Source organism: Klebsiella sp. KE9456, from assembly GCF_043832615.1.
Taxonomy (GTDB): domain Bacteria; phylum Pseudomonadota; class Gammaproteobacteria; order Enterobacterales; family Enterobacteriaceae; genus Klebsiella; species Klebsiella indica.
This window is the reverse complement of the sequence record NZ_JBDYQK010000011.1, coordinates 137,137-153,157: the sequence shown is the minus strand read 5'-3', so window position 1 is coordinate 153,157 and position 16,021 is coordinate 137,137. Positions and strand designations below refer to the sequence as shown.

Genomic DNA, 16,021 nt, shown 5'->3' with positions numbered 1-16,021 from the left:
CAATAAAAATGAATTATGATTCCACAAATAACAATATAATAAGAATATACTCTCGTTTTAGACCTAAACACCACTTTTACACTATTATACGATATATATAACTATAAATACACTTTATAGGAATTCTTTATCTAAAAATGGCGCATTTCGCAACAGACAATGCGCCACATGAACGAGTACGTGGCCACCTCTCGCGCCATTTCTCGCGTATATTGCCGGCTGGCAGTGACCAGCGTCTGCGTGGTCTCTGCCAGTTCTCCCCCACGAGTAAATAGCCCGGTAAAGCGTATCAGAACGGTGATTTACCGGGGCATGGCTCGCCTGGCTGACTGTAAATTGCGCAAGGATTAGCGAGCAGGTGATATTTAATCAGTCGTGGCTAACGGTATTGGCTTCGATATAGCTAAAATTAATGTCTTCGCCGAGGCCCGGACGTTGTGACAAATGCACCAATCCCTGGTCATCCATCGGGTCGACAATGCTGTTGAGGTACGCGGCGGGCTCATCGTAATCAAGGAACGGATGCAGCAGGCCACGCTCGTACCAGCGGCAGTTGCGGATCGCGCCGACCACCGCCAGGCTTGCCGCCCCATTGCCGTGGACTTCACAGTCCATGCCGAACGACTCCGCCAGCGCCGCCACCTTCATGGTCGGCGCGATCCCGCCGACGCCGTTGGCCCCCGCGCGCAGAATGTCGCAGGCCCCGGCTTTCACCCATTCGGCGCGCATATGGTGCTTACCGCCGAAGCTCTCCGGCCCGACGACAGGAATCGACAGGTTTTCCGCCAGCCAGGCGTAGGAAGACATCGAATCCTCTGCCATCGGCTCTTCAAACCACGCGAAATTCAGCTTTTCCAGCGCCTTACCAATCCACAACGCGTCAGCGCGGCTGTACCAGTGATAGCCGTCAATCATCAACGCGATATCCGGTCCCACCGCTTCACGCACCGCCGCGCAGGCTTTGATATCCATTTTCGGATCCGGCGCAAAGGCGATCGGCGGCATCCAGGTGTGCAGCTTGATGGCCTTATAACCGCGGGCGACCAGCTTTTCAGCGAAGGCCGCATACTCTTCCGGGGTCGACAGACCACCCGGTAAATCATCCCCGCACATCGTGCTGCCGTAGGCCGGAACCGTGTCACGGTAGCCGCCGAGCAGTTTGTAAACCGGCAGGTTAAGCTTGCGGCCAATCAGATCCCACAGCGCCTGCTCGACAAACGACAGCGCGCGCTCGGTCAGTTGATGAGCGCTGCCGCGCTGCCAGTGGTTAAGATCCTGCCAGATGCGCTCGCGATTAAACGGGTCCTGCCCCACCAGCACTTTACGGAAAAAAGTATTCACCACATACGGGCGTACCACTTCCGGCGGCGCGAACGAATAGCCCTGGGCGCCGTCATCGGCGGTGATGGTCAGCATCGCCATTTTCGCCATCCCTTCAGCCCCCGGATGGGAGTGCCCGGCACTGTCGGAAACCCGACGAGTGGGATACTGGAAAATGGTGACATTTACAGATTCAATTTTCATGCTCAGTCCTTATCACAGCCTAATCCGATTCACAGAAAAAATCAGCAAGGCGGTTTTTAATTATTAAAAACATGTTTCATTTATAATCTAAGCACAATTATGCAACAGTTCCTCGGACAATTACCGCTAAGCAGGAGATTAAATTTGGGCATTAGCACAACAGGACGTGATTGTTTTCACAAAAGGGGAGCGAAACGCGAGGACGATCGGCAAGATGAACGAGAGGAGCGTGGGCGCAGAAAAAGGATTAACAGACCGTGTACACCCCGAAATCTCCTGCACCCACAAATGACGAATTTATCCGACCGCTTCCGGTTCAGCGGAGAGAGCATCCAGCAGTTCAGGCAAAGCCTGATAGCGGCCGGCAGCGGCCTGAAAACGGCCATCCAGGCAATCCCCGGCAATAATAATCGTTGGAATACCTGCCGCCCGCGCCGCGCAAAATCCGTTAAAACTATCTTCAATCACCAGGCACTGGCTGGCGCTGAGATTTAGCTTGCGCAGCGTCGTCAGATAGACCGCCGGATGCGGCTTACCGCGAACTTCATCATCCGCGCTGGAAACCACGTCAAAATAGCGCCAAAGAGCGAGTTTATTCAGCACTGCGGAGATAACCTGCCGGGACGATGAGGTGGCGAGCGCAATTTGATACCCCTGCTGGCGAAAATAGCGTAACGCCTCGCGCACGCCGTTCATCGGTTCACCTTCGGCGGCAATCAGATTGGTGATACGCAGCAGTATAGCCTCTTCAATCCGTTCTGGCGCAACATCAAGCTGGCAGTGCTGGCACCAGATGCGGGCAATATCGTCAAGGCGTTTTCCTTTGGTCAGGGTTTCACATTCATCGACGCTCACCGTCGCCCCCCACTTCGCAAGGGTTTCGATTTGCGCCTGTCGCCATAAATATTCGGAATCAATGATTACGCCATCCATGTCAAAAATAACCGCTTTAATACTCATCATCTACCTCAATAAGGCTGGCATAAATACCCTGCCAGCCGCACAACATGACACCATTAAGAGAATTCAACCTGCTCACTGGCGGACGTTTCCTTGTGGCAAAACCCCGGCTGCTCAACGCGAATAAATGCGCAGAGGAAAAAGGCCACCACATACAGTACGGTATAGGCGATCACCACCCCGATGGTGCTGAAGAACGGTAGCAATATCACCGCAATAGCCGGCGCGAGAAAGTTCGACATCCCCGCAGACAAGTTGTAAACCGAAATCGCCGCCCCTTTGTGCTGCGGCTCCAGCGCCGGGAAAACGGCGGCCAGCGGAACAAACGCGGCGACAAAGATCCCCAGCGCGATGGCGGGAATCAGGGCCATCGCAAAACTATGACCAAAATGCTGAGGAATGAAGTAAAACGCCAGGCTGGAGAGCGCCATACCGATGCAGCCAAACCAGCGCACCACTTTCATCCAGCCCAGTTTCTCGCCCAAAATCCCCCACAGGACGTTAGAAAAAATGGTGGTAAAGAAGAAGACCGCCCATACCTGTAGCCATTCAGACGTGGTAAAGCCCAGTTCATCGACAAACATCATCGGCATGATGACCGCAAAGCCGAACAGCGACAGAGTGTTAATAATCCTCACCATGCTCGACAGCAGAATATTACGGTTGGTATAGAGCAGCGTCGCCGCCCGTCCCAGCTCGGAAAACTTCTCACGGGTGGTCAGATTCTGCATATGGCGCGGCGTCTGGATATGGCGCAGAGAGGACAATGCGATGACGCCGCCAGTCACGCAGAAGGCCAGCGCCAGCCACAACGTCCCTAACTCGCCGATATGCGGAATGGTAAAGCTCGGAATATAGCTGCCGAACACGCCGATGCCGATGGAGTAAACCGCCCAGAACCAGCCGATCGCCGAACTGGCATTATCACTTTTCACATTATGGATAATGGCCACGATAAACGAGTAGAGGAACAGCGGATACGCGAAGCCGCGGATGCCGTAGAAGACCAGGATCAACGCATAATTCGCATGGCCGAGCCCGAACACCAGAAACAGCACATGGAACACGCACCACATTACGAAGCCAATCATCATGGTCTTAAGCGGGGTAATGATTTCCGCCACAACGCCGGAAATCCACGCCGACAGCGCGGCGGCCAGTCCGTACAGTGTAAACGCAAATGAAGCCTCTGCCGGGGTGAAGCCGAGCTCTTTGATATAGTGCGACAGAAATGCCAGTTCGAAACCGTCGCCGGTCATAAACACGGCAATGGCGACATATCCCCAGAACAGATTCAGGGGTAAACCGAGCCATTGTTTATTATTTACGGACATAATGACCTCGTTTTCAGGATACAGGAAACCGCTCCGGTGAATTCACCGGAGGGCTGTTCTGCCCGCCATAATTCAAACCGCAGTTGCGTTGCCTTCCTTGCTCACGCCAGTCACTGACTTATGTCAGCGCCTGGCGATTCACTGCGCCGCCTTGCTGCAATTCGGATTATTTAGGGTAGGTGATTAAAATGCATGCTGACGAAAGTTCAGGTCGTTGACATACAACGCATTGAACTGTGCGTAGCGCTGCATCAGGGTTTGATGGCGAACCGGGTCTGCGTACCAGGTCTGCCAGACTTCCGGTTTTTCGCAAACGCTGGCGAGCGGTTTGCCTGCTGCCAGACAAGCCAGCCGCGCCGCGCCCAATGCGCCGCCGGTCTCCCCGCCTTTGTGGGTCACCACCGGTATATTGAGGATATCGGCCAGCAATTGCGCCCAGAACGGACTGCGGGCGCCACCGCCAACCAGCGAACAGCGATCGATCTGCGTACCGCTCTCTTTCAGCACCCGCAGACCGTCGTTGATGCCGAAACTCACGCCCTCCAGCACCGCGTAGCCAAGCTGGGCGCGCTGGCTGGAGTGGCTCATTCCCCAGAACATGCCGCGCGCTTCGGGATCGTTATGCGGCGTGCGTTCGCCGGAGAGATAAGGTAAGAAGAACGGCGCACTGGCTTTCTGTTCCTCGCTAAGCTCGGCAATCTCCTCCAGCAACGCGATTTCTGTCGTACTGGTCAGGCGACAGAACCATTGCAGACAGCTTGCGGCGCTGAGCATCACGCTCATCTGATGCCACAGATTCGGCAGCACGTGACAAAACGCATGAACCGCCGACTGCGGGGCCGGGCGGTAAGCGTCGGTCACCACAAACAGCACCCCGGATGTGCCAAGCGAAATAAACGCATCCCCCGGTGAGACCGCCCCGACGCCAATGGCGCTGACCGCGTTATCGCCGCCGCCTCCTGCCACCATGACCGAAGCGTTCAGCCCCCAGCGCCCGGCAACCTGCGGATCAAGCGTGGCGGAAACCTCGCAACCTTCCACCAGCGTCGGCATATGGCGACGCGACAGGCCGCATTTATTCAGCAGAGAATCAGACCAGTCGCGTTTTGCCACATCCAGCCACAACGTGCCGGCAGCATCCGACATATCGGACACTTTTTTCCCCGTCATCCGGTAGCGCAGATAATCTTTTGGCAGCAGAACCGTGGCAGTACGTTTAAAATTTTGCGGCTCATGGCGACGTACCCACAGCAGTTTCGGGGCGGTAAAGCCCGGCATCGCCAGGTTTCCCGCGACCTGGTGCAGTTCCGGCGCTATCTCTTCCAGTTCCGCACACTCCTGCGCGCAGCGGGTGTCGTTCCACAGAATTGCCGGGCGAATCACCTCGCCATCGGCATCCAGCAGCACCGCGCCGTGCATCTGCCCGGAAAGGCCAATAGCCTTAATCGCCGGCCAGTGCTGAGCGCATTTCTCCCGCAGTGTGGTGATCAGGTACTCTGTCGCCTCCCACCAGGCTTGCGGCGACTGTTCTGACCAGTGCGGATGGGGCCGTTGAATACTCAATGGCGCGCTATGGCTGGCGATCACCTCATTGTTTTCATCAATGACCAGCGCTTTGACTTCCGATGTGCCCAGATCGATACCGAGATACATAGCCACCTCTTAGTTAATCAGCATATAAACGGAAGCGATCTTCTCGCGCATCAGCGTCAGGAAATCGCTATTGTCGGCCAGTTCGCCAAACAGCGCTTTATCGCGGGCATAGAGCGCGACCGGATCGTGAGCTTCAAACATTTCATGCACCGCCTGTTCGTCGAGGATCCCATCCTGGTACTGATACGGCAGCGTTCCCTTATGCCACTGTTCCATAAAGACAAAGAACAGCGCGGGCAGCATGGCGGTCGCTTCCGGGCGAACGCCCCGGCGGTAGCACTCCTGTAAGGTTGGCGTGATCATCGCCGGAATTTTCGAGAAACCATCGGCGGCAACGCGCTGGTTGGTATCCTGAATATACGGGTTGGTAAAGCGCTTGAGCACTACATCGCGATAGGCTGGCAGATCGATGCCGTTATCACCGAGGCACGGAATGACATCTTCCGTGACGTAGCGGTCAGCAATGGCATAGATAAAATCAGTTAAGGTGCTTTCATGAATATATTGCTGGCCGATTAACGTTCCCGCCCAGGCGATACAGCTGTGTGACGCGTTAAGAATACGGATTTTCGCCTCTTCATAAGGGATCACCGACGCCACCATTTCCACGCCAACCGCGTCCAGATTCGGGCGCTCAGCGCGGAAGTTGTTTTCCACCACCCACTGAATAAAGGTTTCGCCCATCACCGGCGCCTTGTCATCAATCCCGGTTTGCGCTTTGATGCGTGCGGGCAGGTCAGCCGCCGGGCGCGGAGTAATGCGATCCACCATGGTATTCGGGCAGGTGGTGTTGGCAGCCATCCAGTCAATCACCGCCTGTTTGCCGGTTAACTGCAGGAACTCAACCATACCGTCGTGGAAACGTTCACCGTTGTGACGCACGTTATCGCAGTTCAGCAGGGTGAGCGGCCCGGCGTTGTCCGCCATGCGTTTTTCCAGAATCCGCGCGATGGTGCCGTAAATCGTCTGGCAACCCCCTTGCAAATCAGCCATTAAATCAGCGTTGCTGGTTTCCAGTTTGTAACCGGTATTCAGGTAGTAACCCCCTTCCGTCACGGTAAAGGCGATAACTTTCGTCTGCGGGTTCGCCCCCTCGTTAATCAGCGGCTGCAGTCCGGCCTGCCATGGCAGCAGTTTTTGAATGGAAGTGATTTCTTCATATTCGCGTTCCCCTTCCGGGCTGACGGTCTCCAGCACGTAGCGTCCATCCTGCGCAGTCAGTGCCTGAACAACCTGCTCGGCGTCGTTGCGAATATTTCCCGCCGCGATATGCCAGCGTTTATCTCCGGAAGCAATCAGCCGGTGCAGATACCACGCCTGATGAGCGCGGTGAAAAGAACCCAGACCAATGTGAAGCCATGTGAATTGATTGTTCATGTTCTGCTCTCCTTGAGTTGATGGCGTCACTGTAATTGATCATTTGACCTATTTAAGAGCTATAGATCACAAAAGAGCAATTGACCAATAAAATTTCAAATGACCAAAATTGAGCAAAAGCTTGCCAGTTATGCCAGCCACGGCGAGAATGCGGTTATTGCCAGGAGAATTTATTGCCGTGGCCAGACACTTAGGGGCAGGAAACCATGAGTAAAGAAGATGATATCCGGCTGGATCAAAAGGTCCGCGCCGCATGGATGTACTACATCGCCGGGCAGAATCAGAGCGAGATCGCCAGCCAGCTTGGCACCTCGCGACCGGTAGTACAGCGGCTGATCGCCGCTGCAAAAGAAGAAGGGATCGTATCGATTAGCTTGCATCATCCCGTGGCGAACTGCCTCGATTATGCGCAGTTGTTGCAGGAAAAATACCAGCTTATCGAGTGCAATATCGTCCCCGCCTTTAGTGAAGAAAGTACCCTGGATAGCGTGTCGTTTGGCTGCTATCAACTGATGGCGCGCTATCTGCAGGACGACAAAGAGAAAATCATCGGCCTTGGTTCTGGCCTGACCCTGAAGAAAGCGCTGCAACGCATCGATTTCGATAGCCTGAATACCCGCTGCGTGGCGCTAATCAGCGCCATGGATGCCGACGGTCAGTGCAACTACTACGATGACGTCCCGCTACTGCTGACCAGTAAAATTAAGGCGAAGTACTATCAGTGGCCCGCGCCACGCTACGCACAAACCCAGGAAGAGCATGATATGTGGTGTACCAGCCGGCTTTTCCGCAGCGTTTCTGCCGTCGCACGGCAGGCGGACGTCATCTTTGTGGGGATTGGGCCATTGGGTAGCCAAAGCCCGATATTTAAAGACGGCTTTATCAATCAGGCGCAGATGGATGAGCTAACGGCGCACGGCGGAATCGGCGAGATCATGGGGCGCTTTATTGATGCCGAAGGCAGCGTGGTTGACAGCGAAATCAACAGAATGATCACCAGCTACGATATTCGCCAGAACCAGTGCCCGCGTATCGCGGTGGCGTGCGGGGAGTATAAGCGTCTGGCTATTCTGGCAGCGCTGAAAGGCGACTGGATCAACGGTCTGGTAACCGATGAACACACCGCCCGCTGGCTGCTGACGCGCTGACGCCAACAACCGGAAAGGAACAGTGGCCGCTCACAGGCAGCGGCCCCAGCCATAGCTCCCGGCGCCCCATAGCGTCAGTCAACACCGCGTCGCAAGAGGACGCCGACACCGGTATCTGTCAGGGCTACGCCGCGTTAAGCAATGGTGACTTTGCTGTCGAGATAGACATCCTGCACGGCATTAATCAATTTCACGCCGTCGGCCATCGACTTTTTAAACGCTTTGCGGCCCAGAATCAGTCCCATCCCGCCCGCGCGCTTATTGATTACCGCCGTACGCACCGCATCGGAGAGGTCGGTCTCGCCACCCGCCGCACCGCCGGAGTTAATCAGCCCGGCACGGCCCATATAGCAGTTCGCCAGTTGATAACGCACCAGGTCAATCGGGTTGTCGGTGGTTAATTTGCTGTAAACCCGGTCATCGGTATAGCCGAAATTCACCGCTTTATAGCCGCCGTTATTTTCCGCCATTTTCTGCTTCACAATATCCGCGCCGATCGTCGCCGCCAGATGGTTAGCCTGACCGGTTAAGTCAGCGGAAACGTGATAGTCGACGCCATCTTTCTTAAACGCCGGGTTACGCAGATAAGCCCAGAGTACGGTGACCAGCCCAAGTTCATGCGCCCGTTCAAAGGCCGCGGAAATCTCCTCAATCTGGCGACGAGACTGTTCAGAACCGAAATAAATCGTCGCCCCTACCGCCACGGCCCCCATATTGAACGCCTGCTCGACGCTGGCGTACAGCGTCTGGTCATACTCCGTCGGATAGCTTAGCGTTTCGTTATGGTTCAGTTTGACCAGGAAAGGGATACGGTGCGCATAGCGGCGGGACACCGAGGCCAGCACGCCATAGGTGGAAGCCACGCAGTTACACCCGGCTTCAATCGCCAGTTCAACGATATTTTTCGGATCAAAGTACAGCGGGTTGGCGGCAAAGGAGGCGCCGGCAGAGTGTTCTACGCCCTGGTCCACCGGCAGGATGGACAGATATCCGCTTCCCGCCAGACGCCCGGTGTTATACAGCGTTTGCATATTACGCAGCACCGCCGGCGGGCGATTATTATCAATCATCACCCGGTCAACGTAGTCCGCGCCCGGTAAATAGAGCTGGTCGGCTGGAATAGTCATACAACGGTGCTGTAAGAGTGTGTCGGCATCTTTGCCAAGCAACTGCGTAATATCAGTCATAGCTATCTCCCGTAAGTGCCGGTCGAAACCGGCAAGCATTTTCCCCGCCCAATTATTTAGACCCTGGAGCATTCACGTTGCAGGACGGCGGCCAGTGAACGACAGCGTCGTCAGAAACGCACCTGACCAGCCAAAAGCGGGCGAAAGATGAATGAACCGAGTCACACAACCAACGCATATGCAGCCTGAAGTCTGCCGGGTATGGGCAGAGTAAGCCTGGTACCAACTCAGCAGATTTTCCAGCCGGGCGCGCAATTTTTCAGCCTTACCCACTGGCACGTTGTCATGGCGTTTACCACCAGGCGTGGAAATGGTGGACCGGGCCAATCCCGTGCCCCACTTCCAATGAATCCGCCTGCGCCAGCGCCGCAGAGAGCCAGCTTTTCGCTTCCGTCACGGTCTGTTGCCAGGAGTCATAACGAGGACGTAGCGCCGCCAGCGCCGCCGATAATGTACAGCCCGTGCCGTGAGTATTTTTGGTCTGTACTCTTGGCGCGGTAAAGCGTTGCTCCCCTTCGCGGGTAAACAGCCAGTCCGGGCTCTCGGCGTCATCCAGATGGCCGCCCTTCATTAATACCGCGCCGCAGCCTGATGCCAGTAGGGCTCTCCCTTGCTCCAGCATCTCCTGTTCACTGCGCGCGTGCGGCGCATCCAGCAGCGCCGCCGCTTCCGGCAGATTCGGGGTGATCAGCGCCACCTGCGGCAGCAGGCGCTGGCGCAGCGTTTGCACCGCGCTGTCGGAGAGCAGCGGATCGCCGCTTTTCGCCAGCATCACCGTATCCAGCACCACATTTTTAATCTGATAACGCGCCAGCCGCTCCGCCACCGCTTCCACAATATCGGCTTCCGCCAGCATACCGATTTTGGTGGTGTCGATTCGTACATCGCTAAACACCGAATCCAACTGCGCGGCGACAAAATCGGGTTCAATGCGGTACACCGACTGCACGCCGCGGGTATTTTGCGCCACCAGCGCGGTAATGACCGAGCAGCCATAAGCGCCCAACGCTGAGAAGGTTTTGAGATCCGCCTGGATCCCCGCGCCGCCGCTTGGGTCGGTGCCGGCGATCGTTAAGGCATTGATTCGTTTCATTGGCCGCCCTCCGCGTACAGCGCATCAAGAAAAGCGGGAGTGAAGCTGCCAGGCCCACCCTGCTGCGCCGCTTTTCCACCGGCGAGTTTCATCAGGCCGCAGGCCGCGGCGACGTTCTCCAGACGGTCGCCGGGCATCGCTGTGCTGGCGGCAACCACTGCCGACAGCGCGCAGCCGGTACCAACCACCCGGGTCATCAGCGGATCGCCTCCGGAGACCATCAGCGTGCGCTGGCCATCGGTGATGTAATCGACTTCGCCGGTTACCGCGACCACGGTATTTAACTGGCGAGCCAACGCTTCGGCGGCGGGCAGCGCAGCAGCGGCGCTATCGGTGGTATCGACGCCGCGCCCGCCGCCGCTCATTCCGGCAAGGGCCAACACTTCCGAAGCATTGCCGCGTATCGCGGCAGGCTGTAGCGCCAGCAGTTGCCGACAAAATTCAGTGCGCAGCGTTAGTGCGCCAACCGCTACTGGATCCAGCACCCACGGTTTTCCCGCCTGCCGCGCACTGTGCGCCGCCGCGCGCATCGCCGCGGCGCGTTCTACCGTCAGGGTGCCGACATTAATCAGCAGCGCATCGGCAATCGCAGAAAACTGGCTGGCTTCGTCCGGGTCGATAACCATCGCGGGCGAAGCGCCTGTCGCTAAAAGCACGTTGGCGGTAAATGTCTGCACCACGTCATTCGTCATGCAGTGAATAAGGGGGGAATGGCTGCGTAAAAGGTGCCGCAGACGGGCAATTTGCGCGGGGTTTAGCAGGTCAGGCATCGTTTGCTCCCGCCAGGCGATGAAGAAGCGACGACCCTGCGGTCTCTGACTTCCCTACGCTGGCATTATCCAGATCAGGTGGTACGGGTATTTCTCAGCCTTCACAAGGAAGGGCACCCCGAGTCATTGAGAGATAAAACGTTCTCAGCAGGCAGGTTACGGTATGTCTCTACACAACGCAAGCGACTGCTGATAAGAGAAATAATGTAAGAATATTTAGCGGTACAGCACATTGTTGGATTTGCTTTCCCCTCACGACGGATACACTATGATAAAAAGTGCAACCTTACTTTGAGGTGTCGCTATGCCCGTTTATCACCATGCTCTGGTGCTGATCAACAACAGCCTTGATGGTGTTCCGTTGCTCCAGCACGCCGCCAAAATGGCGGAAGAGAACGCCCTGCGTATTACCATTGCTCATATCAGTACCGACTACCGGGCGCTGAATTATGTCTCCGATAGTCTGCTGGATGATGACGTTTCTCAGGAGGTCATTCAGGCTAAAGCCTTGCTGAGCGAACTGGCGGCGACGGTCCCTATCCCTGTGCAGACGCTCTCGTTGGTCACCACTCGTCGTTTTGCCGATGTTGAAGAGTGCGTGCGCCAGCGAAATATCGATTTGATTATCGCCGGGCATCATAACCGGCTGCTGGGCGTGCTCTCCTCGCACTCTATGGAATACATTAATCACCTGGCCACCGACGTGCTGATCAAGCATCTGCCTTAGCATCCTTTCCCGGAGGCGCTGAGTCTGTCCGGGCCACCATACCGGCGCAGCGCTGTTGCCAATGAGACAGGTCAGGCTTTTGCCGCCATCCGGTAGAAACGCGAGCACAATGTTTGATACAGGTTTGTCATCAGCCTCTTACTGGTCGTCAGTTTGAATCCTTACCCGTTCGGCTTCAGGGCATCCAGATCAGTGTGGAAGACTGTAGCCAGACCACGAGCCTTCATTAGCTCGGTCAGCACATTGCGCGGTTTATCCCCGCTTGCGCGGGGAACATGAACTTTTCTGAGCATAAAACTATACTCCCTGCGGTTTATCCCCGCTTGCGCGGGGAACATCCGCGAGCCTGCCGTACACAACAACGCGATGCCGGTTTATCCCCGCTTGCGCGGGGAACATGAAAAAAAATGGCTAAAAACGATACTCTGTCCCGGTTTATCCCCGCTTGCGCGGGGAACATGCTGGTCGGGTGCTACAACACCCACCAGCCGCCCGGTTTATCCCCGCTTGCGCGGGGAACATGGTCGCAGCCAGTACCGCCTGATCCGCGACTTCGGTTTATCCCCGCTTGCGCGGGGAACATTTAATCCAAATCGGCTTTTGTAACCAAGGGCCCGGTTTATCCCCGCTTGCGCGGGGAACATTTTCACGGCTTTGCGCGGATTAATCACCTGCCCGGTTTATCCCCGCTTGCGCGGGGAACATAATATTTCACTTTCTGGGCTCCGGAATTTGTACGGTTTATCCCCGCTTGCGCGGGGAACATGGGGAAACATTGACTGGATATGATTTTGTCTCCGGTTTATCCCCGCTTGCGCGGGGAACATAGAACGTGGGCCGATCTGCGGATACTGGCCGACGGTTTATCCCCGCTTGCGCGGGGAACATAAAACGGTCGCCGTTCGCTAAATCCAGATGTGCGGTTTATCCCCGCTTGCGCGGGGAACATGCGGGGGCCGCAACAAAATATGAAGAGCGCGGGCGGTTTATCCCCGCTTGCGCGGGGAACATACCTTTATTCTGGCTGGCCCAGCTGGCGCCGGCGGTTTATCCCCGCTTGCGCGGGGAACATACTCGCCCCCTGCGCACCGTGGGCGGTGATGGCGGTTTATCCCCGCTTGCGCGGGGAACATTCATCAACCGTAATCCCCCGACAGTCAGGATGCGGTTTATCCCCGCTTGCGCGGGGAACATACTAAATATATCTTATTGTTTTATAATAAATTTATCGACACAAAACATTCTACCGACATTTTTGCAACAACATGATTTTATTAAAGAGCTATAACGCTTTGATTTTAAAAGACACGATACTGTATTCCATTGCCTCTCTCGTATTTCACCAAAACAAGCGGCGATAGCTATACCTCTACAGAATGCCTCTACAAATCCACTTCCCGCAGCGAACTCTGCAGTAAACAAAAACACGCTTCAATTAACGGCGGCAGGGGCTGTGGCCCGCGCATAAGCGCCACGGTCCGCGTCAGCGCTGGCTGCTGAAGCTGAGCAATCTTCAACGCAGGGCCCTGAAGGTGGGTGGTATAGAGCTCAGGCAAAATCGCCACCGCCAGCCGGGAGCGCACCAGACCATATAGCGTTTCAATATAGTCCACCTGATAACGGGTATTTAACGTCAGCCGATGGCTCTCCACCAGCGCCCCGACCAGACGCTGAATATTACCTTTTGAGAATACCGCAATATCGCGCCCCGCCAGCAGCTTCCACGGTAAATGCGGCTGCCCGGCCAGCGGATCGTCACGATGCAGTACCGCAACGAACGGATCTTCACGCAAAGGATAAACCTGCAGTTCAGGCGGCAACGAACGATCAATGGCGCCTACGGCAAAATCTATCTTCCCCGACAAAAGCTCGCAAAACAGAGCATCGTTAGTCTGATCGTGAAACTCCACCCTAAGGCGCGGAAAAGCCTGCGCCAGCGTCTGAGGCAACAACGGAAACAGCAGCGAGCTAACCGAGGGCACCAGGCCAATACGTACCGTACCGTCGCCACCCGCTTCGACAATCTGCCGCATATCCTGAAACGCCAGTTGCGCCACGCTCAATACCCGCCGGGCATGCGGCAAAATCGCCGCCCCCAGATCGGTCAAAGTAACCGCAGAAGCCGTGCGATTGACCAGCTTCCCGCCCAGTACCGTCTCAATTTGCCGCAGCGCGCTGCTTAGCGCCGGTTGGCTGATCGCCAGGCGATTAGCGGTATCGGTGAAATGGCGTAGCTCAGCCAGGGTCACAAAATACTGGATCTGCTTAAGGGAGAGCGCAGGCAGACGCTGCCAGGGTTCGGTCATAGGATTCTTCGTCTTCACTAACGATTATTCTGCAGAATAACCCGAAGTTATCGGGCGATAAATTTATTCATCTGGGCAAACGTTTGCACTGCCCCTAGAGTATCCGCATTATCCTTGTGCCGGAGATGTTATGTCCAGCAGTGCTGAAATCCGCCGTCGCGCCGTTCAGGCCGCTCGCGGAGAATCCCCGTTCGATCTCTTATTGACCGACGCGCAGATTGTCGATATGGCGACCGGCGAAATCCGCGAGGCCGATGTTGGCATCGTCGGTGAAACCATCGCCAGCGTACATCCACGCGGCAGCCGTTCCGATGCCCGCGAACATCGCTCCCTGGCGGGATGTTTTTTGTCGCCAGGGCTGATGGATACTCATGTCCACCTTGAAAGCTCTCACCTGCCGCCGGAACGTTATGCTGAAATCGTCCTGGCCCAGGGCACCACGGCGGTGTTCTGGGATCCCCATGAACTGGCCAACGTACTGGGCGTGGACGGTGTGCGCTATGCCGTCGCCGCCAGTCGCCATCTCCCCTTGCAGGTAATGGTGGCCGCGCCCTCCAGCGTGCCGTCAACGCCGGGGCTGGAGATGTCTGGCGCCGATTTTGCTGGCGCGGAGATGCAAACCATGCTGGCATGGCCGGAAGTACGCGGCGTCGCGGAAGTGATGGATATGCATGGCGTACTGCACGGCAGCGAGCGGATGCAGGAGATCGTTCAGGCCGGTCTGGACAGCGGTAAGCTGATTGAAGGCCACGCCCGCGGTTTGAGCGGCGCGGATCTCCAGGCCTATCTTGCCGCCGGCGTCACGTCCGATCACGAACTGACCTCAGCGGAAGATGCACTGGAAAAACTGCGCGCCGGGCTGACTATCGAAATTCGCGGTTCGCACCCTTACCTGCTGCCGGAGATCGTTAAAGCATTGAAAACGCTGCCGCATCTCTCCTCGCAAATCACCGTCTGCACCGATGATGTCCCGCCGGATATGCTACTGGAAAAAGGTGGGATCATTGCCCTGCTCAATCTACTGATTGAACAGGGCCTGCCGGTAACCGACGTCTTGCGCTTCGCGACCCTCAACGCGGCGATCCGTCTGCAGCGTCACGATCTGGGGCTAATTGCCGCCGGGCGTCGCGCCGATCTGGTCGCTTTCGATTCATTAGAAAAGCTTAACGCGCGGCAAGTCTACGTCGCCGGTAAGCTGATTGCGCAAAACGGCGCCCTGCTCCAGCCGGTTCCGGCGGCGAGCGGCGTAACGCCGCCGCGCGACACGCTGCGGATTGCGCCGCTAAGCCCTGACGATTTTGTCCTCCGCGTCGGCGATATTCGCCACGGCGTCGCCCGCCTGCGGCATATTCGCGGCGCGCGTTTTACCCAGTGGGGTGAAGTTGAGGTACAGGTTCGCGATGGCAAAGTGCAACTCCCGGACGGCTTTAGCCTGATTTGGGTTAAGCATCGCCACGGTCGCCACCGGGCGACGCCGCAAATCGCCCTGTTAGAGGGCTGGGGGGAGCTGCGCGGCGCTATCGCCACCAGCTACTCACACGACTCGCATAACCTGGTGGTACTGGGCCGCGATGCCGACGATATGGCGCTGGCGGCAAACCGACTGATCGCATCCGGCGGCGGCATGGCGCTGTCGCAGCGGGGCAACATTCTCGCTCACGTGGCGATGCCGATTGCCGGAATGCTCTCCGACTTACCGGCTCCGGAACTGGCCCGGCAGTTCCGCCAGCTTCGCGATCTGAGCGCCGAGATTGCGGACTGGCAACCACCGTACCGCGTGTTTAAGGCAATTGAAGGCACCTGCCTCGCCTGTAATGCCGGTCCGCATTTGACTGATTTAGGTTTGACCGACGGCAGCACCCGCCAGATAGTCGAACCGCTGATAGACTGCCGGGAAATCCCGGAACACACGCATCACAACAATAATCTTCAGGGAGCCTGA

General features: G+C 56.6%; 12 protein-coding genes, 1 CRISPR repeat array and 1 riboswitch. Of the genes, 3 read left to right on the top strand and 9 right to left on the bottom strand.

The window, feature by feature from the left end; translation table 11 throughout:
* Positions 1 to 369: 369 nt before the first annotated feature.
* The 5 genes from ABK821_RS13335 to dalD all read right to left on the bottom strand — a co-directional run bounded on the left by ABK821_RS13335 (position 370) and on the right by dalD (position 6,848).
* Positions 370 to 1,524 carry a mandelate racemase family protein gene (locus ABK821_RS13335; protein ID WP_138359947.1) on the bottom strand — a complete coding sequence of 385 codons (1,155 nt, stop codon included), beginning with the start codon at positions 1,522 to 1,524 and terminating at the stop codon, positions 370 to 372.
* Between the two features lie 297 nt (positions 1,525 to 1,821).
* Positions 1,822 to 2,484, bottom strand: coding sequence for an HAD family phosphatase (locus ABK821_RS13330; protein WP_138360045.1), 663 nt, complete (start codon positions 2,482 to 2,484; stop codon positions 1,822 to 1,824).
* A gap of 56 nt (positions 2,485 to 2,540) precedes the next feature.
* Complete coding sequence (dalT, locus tag ABK821_RS13325) at positions 2,541 to 3,818, bottom strand: D-arabinitol transporter (protein WP_343179020.1); 1,278 nt, start codon at positions 3,816 to 3,818, stop codon at positions 2,541 to 2,543.
* A 183-nt stretch (positions 3,819 to 4,001) separates the two neighbouring features.
* Positions 4,002 to 5,471 (bottom strand): xylulokinase, encoded by a 1,470-nt coding sequence (gene xylB / locus ABK821_RS13320; protein WP_343179021.1) that lies wholly within the window; start codon positions 5,469 to 5,471, stop codon positions 4,002 to 4,004.
* 9 nt (positions 5,472 to 5,480) lie between these two features.
* Positions 5,481 to 6,848: a D-arabinitol 4-dehydrogenase gene (gene dalD, locus ABK821_RS13315; RefSeq protein WP_343179022.1), complete on the bottom strand. Its 1,368-nt coding sequence runs from the start codon at positions 6,846 to 6,848 to the stop codon at positions 5,481 to 5,483.
* Positions 6,849 to 7,054: 206 nt separating this feature from the next.
* Between dalD and ABK821_RS13310 the strand changes: the two genes are divergently transcribed.
* Positions 7,055 to 7,996: a sugar-binding transcriptional regulator gene (locus tag ABK821_RS13310; protein WP_138359951.1), complete on the top strand. Its 942-nt coding sequence runs from the start codon at positions 7,055 to 7,057 to the stop codon at positions 7,994 to 7,996.
* Between the two features lie 134 nt (positions 7,997 to 8,130).
* On the opposite strand, the gene fbaB is transcribed toward ABK821_RS13310, so the two are convergent.
* The 3 genes from fbaB to thiM form a co-directional block, all read right to left on the bottom strand.
* On the bottom strand, positions 8,131 to 9,183 hold the full coding sequence (gene fbaB, locus ABK821_RS13305) for a class I fructose-bisphosphate aldolase (RefSeq protein WP_138359952.1): 1,053 nt from the start codon (positions 9,181 to 9,183) through the stop codon (positions 8,131 to 8,133).
* 292 nt (positions 9,184 to 9,475) lie between these two features.
* Positions 9,476 to 10,276 (bottom strand): bifunctional hydroxymethylpyrimidine kinase/phosphomethylpyrimidine kinase, encoded by an 801-nt coding sequence (thiD, locus tag ABK821_RS13300; RefSeq protein ID WP_142502256.1) that lies wholly within the window; start codon positions 10,274 to 10,276, stop codon positions 9,476 to 9,478.
* Entirely contained in the window at positions 10,273 to 11,046 is a 774-nt protein-coding gene (gene thiM, locus ABK821_RS13295) for a hydroxyethylthiazole kinase (protein ID WP_138359954.1), read from the bottom strand. The genes thiD and thiM overlap by 4 nt, the downstream gene beginning before the upstream one ends.
* A 34-nt stretch (positions 11,047 to 11,080) precedes the next feature.
* Positions 11,081 to 11,177, bottom strand: a riboswitch (TPP riboswitch).
* 173 nt (positions 11,178 to 11,350) lie between these two features.
* On the opposite strand from thiM, the gene ABK821_RS13290 reads away from it, so the two are divergent.
* Entirely contained in the window at positions 11,351 to 11,773 is a 423-nt protein-coding gene (locus ABK821_RS13290; RefSeq protein ID WP_343179023.1) for a universal stress protein, read from the top strand.
* Between the two features lie 248 nt (positions 11,774 to 12,021).
* Positions 12,022 to 12,967: a CRISPR direct-repeat array (repeat unit 29 nt; unit sequence CGGTTTATCCCCGCTTGCGCGGGGAACAT).
* Positions 12,968 to 13,155: 188 nt separating this feature from the next.
* Here the strand turns inward: ABK821_RS13290 and ABK821_RS13285 are convergent.
* Entirely contained in the window at positions 13,156 to 14,079 is a 924-nt protein-coding gene (locus ABK821_RS13285) for a LysR family transcriptional regulator (protein WP_343179024.1), read from the bottom strand.
* A gap of 130 nt (positions 14,080 to 14,209) precedes the next feature.
* Between ABK821_RS13285 and ABK821_RS13280 the strand changes: the two genes are divergently transcribed.
* Positions 14,210 to 16,021: an adenine deaminase gene (locus ABK821_RS13280; RefSeq protein ID WP_138359957.1), complete on the top strand. Its 1,812-nt coding sequence runs from the start codon at positions 14,210 to 14,212 to the stop codon at positions 16,019 to 16,021.

Excerpts from the sequence above, each read along its gene's own strand:
- ABK821_RS13335 (WP_138359947.1), bottom strand. The coding sequence starts at position 1,524 with ATGAAAATTGAATCTGTAAATGTCACCATTTTCCAGTATCCCACTCGT.
- ABK821_RS13330 (WP_138360045.1), bottom strand. The coding sequence starts at position 2,484 with ATGAGTATTAAAGCGGTTATTTTTGACATGGATGGCGTAATCATTGAT.
- dalT (WP_343179020.1), bottom strand. The coding sequence starts at position 3,818 with ATGTCCGTAAATAATAAACAATGGCTCGGTTTACCCCTGAATCTGTTC.
- xylB (WP_343179021.1), bottom strand. The coding sequence starts at position 5,471 with ATGTATCTCGGTATCGATCTGGGCACATCGGAAGTCAAAGCGCTGGTC.
- dalD (WP_343179022.1), bottom strand. The coding sequence starts at position 6,848 with ATGAACAATCAATTCACATGGCTTCACATTGGTCTGGGTTCTTTTCAC.
- ABK821_RS13310 (WP_138359951.1), top strand. The coding sequence starts at position 7,055 with ATGAGTAAAGAAGATGATATCCGGCTGGATCAAAAGGTCCGCGCCGCA.
- fbaB (WP_138359952.1), bottom strand. The coding sequence starts at position 9,183 with ATGACTGATATTACGCAGTTGCTTGGCAAAGATGCCGACACACTCTTA.
- thiD (WP_142502256.1), bottom strand. The coding sequence starts at position 10,276 with ATGAAACGAATCAATGCCTTAACGATCGCCGGCACCGACCCAAGCGGC.
- thiM (WP_138359954.1), bottom strand. The coding sequence starts at position 11,046 with ATGCCTGACCTGCTAAACCCCGCGCAAATTGCCCGTCTGCGGCACCTT.
- ABK821_RS13290 (WP_343179023.1), top strand. The coding sequence starts at position 11,351 with ATGCCCGTTTATCACCATGCTCTGGTGCTGATCAACAACAGCCTTGAT.
- ABK821_RS13285 (WP_343179024.1), bottom strand. The coding sequence starts at position 14,079 with ATGACCGAACCCTGGCAGCGTCTGCCTGCGCTCTCCCTTAAGCAGATC.
- ABK821_RS13280 (WP_138359957.1), top strand. The coding sequence starts at position 14,210 with ATGTCCAGCAGTGCTGAAATCCGCCGTCGCGCCGTTCAGGCCGCTCGC.